The 1,418-nt window shown below is 69.9% G+C and carries 2 protein-coding genes and 1 pseudogene; 2 read left to right on the top strand and 1 reads right to left on the bottom strand.

All coding sequences use genetic code 11. The features are described 5' to 3' along the window. Positions 1–516: 516 nt before the first annotated feature. A pseudogene (locus AB8Z75_RS34990) lies at positions 517–1,002 on the top strand (transposase). Here the strand turns inward: AB8Z75_RS34990 and AB8Z75_RS34985 are convergent. Beyond that, positions 988–1,212, bottom strand: coding sequence for a hypothetical protein (locus AB8Z75_RS34985; RefSeq protein WP_369209180.1), 225 nt, complete (start codon positions 1,210–1,212; stop codon positions 988–990). The pseudogene AB8Z75_RS34990 and the gene AB8Z75_RS34985 overlap by 15 nt on opposite strands. Before the next feature lie 4 nt (positions 1,213–1,216). Here AB8Z75_RS34985 and AB8Z75_RS34980 point away from each other — a divergent pair. Then, positions 1,217–1,418, top strand: a 202-nt coding sequence (locus AB8Z75_RS34980) for a hypothetical protein (protein ID WP_369209178.1), incomplete at its 3' end; no start/stop codon positions are given.

Raw genomic sequence — 1,418 nt, 5'->3', positions numbered from 1 at the left:
CTTGAGAGCCGGAATCCCCTCCCCTAACTCCAGTGGGACCCGCATCACAGTTGATGAGGCCCCACTTCCCACGCGGAGGGATTCGTGAAAGCGTTCACATTCACAAGCAAAGCCACACACGGGGAGAGGTAGCAGCCATGGACTGGCGTCCGGCCGACGTCCCGCTTGCGACTGTCGGGAGTGCCCGCTTGCGGCCGTCGAAGGGCCGCCGGACCCTCGCCGTCGTAGCTGATCGCCGCTGCGGCGGGAAGGGGTGGCGCCCCGAAGGGGCGCGGGGAACGGCGCGGCCAACCACACCCCACCCGCAGACCGCACACGGCGGCCAGTGGCACCCCCGTGCCGGAAGCGCCCACCCCAGCGCAGCAGGGCAAACGGGGGACGCGCCCCGAAGGGGCGCGGGGAACGGCGCGGCCAACCACACCCCACCCGAGGACCGCACACCGCGGCCAGTGGCACCCCTTCCCGGAGCAAGAGCCGCAGGAAAGCCCTAGGGCCTGTCTGATAATTGATCTTGTGGTGGGTCGTGGTGAGCTGACGGATGCGGCGTGGGAGCGGATAGCCCCGCTGTTGCCTGGTGTGGATGGTCGTGGGCGGCCGTGGCGGGATCACCGGCAGGTGATCAACGGGGTGCTGTGGCGGTTGCGGACCGGTGCCCCGTGGCGTGACCTGCCTGAACGCTACGGGCCGTGGCAGACGGTCTATGAACGGTTCGCCCGCTGGGAAGCGGACGGCACCKWSSSSSSSSTGMTCSMRSAGCGGGCGGATCAAAAGGCCAACCGCCTGCGGCGTGGGAAGGCCGGCGGCAGACCGCCGACCTTCGATCGCGAGGTCTACAAGGCCCGCAACGTGGTCGAACGCTGCTTCGGCCGTCTCAAGCAGTTCCGCGCGCTCGCCACCCGCTTCGACAAACTCGCCGCCCGCTACAAGGCCGGAGTCCACCTCGCCGCACTCATCCTCTGGCTGCGCGAACCCGCCCAAGATCCTTTGTCAGACAGAACCTAGCGCGGTGCCCTCGGTGCGGGCTTCCGGGTGGGGCCACGTCAGTTTCAGTACGGTTCGGCTCCCGTCCGCCCGCTCGGCCGGAGCCACCCAGGAGCAGCTGCCGCCGTGGAAGGGCACTGCGTGCAGGCGCAGTTGCCAGCGTGCGCGCATCTTCTCGACCAGCGCGGGCAAGCCGGCGAGCCACGCACGTCCGCTGTCCGTGCGGCTCATCTCGGTGAGTACCGGCAGAGCGGGCGGGAACAGGCCGGACGGTGCCGACTTCCGGGACGACGGTGCCGACTTCCGGGACGTCGACGTCGACCTCCTGGGGGAGGCGGGAGGTGTGAGCCGCGAAGGGGAGGGGTTGTGTGCCTCGGAGGAGAGGTCGGCCATGGCACCGTCCTTGACGGTCGAGGGGCGAGGGGGCGAGCCACGAC

Source organism: Streptomyces sp. PU-14G, assembly GCF_041028275.1.
Taxonomy (GTDB): Bacteria; Actinomycetota; Actinomycetes; order Streptomycetales; family Streptomycetaceae; genus Streptomyces.
Note: the sequence above shows the minus strand (reverse complement) of the source record. Positions and strands in the feature narration are given on the sequence as shown.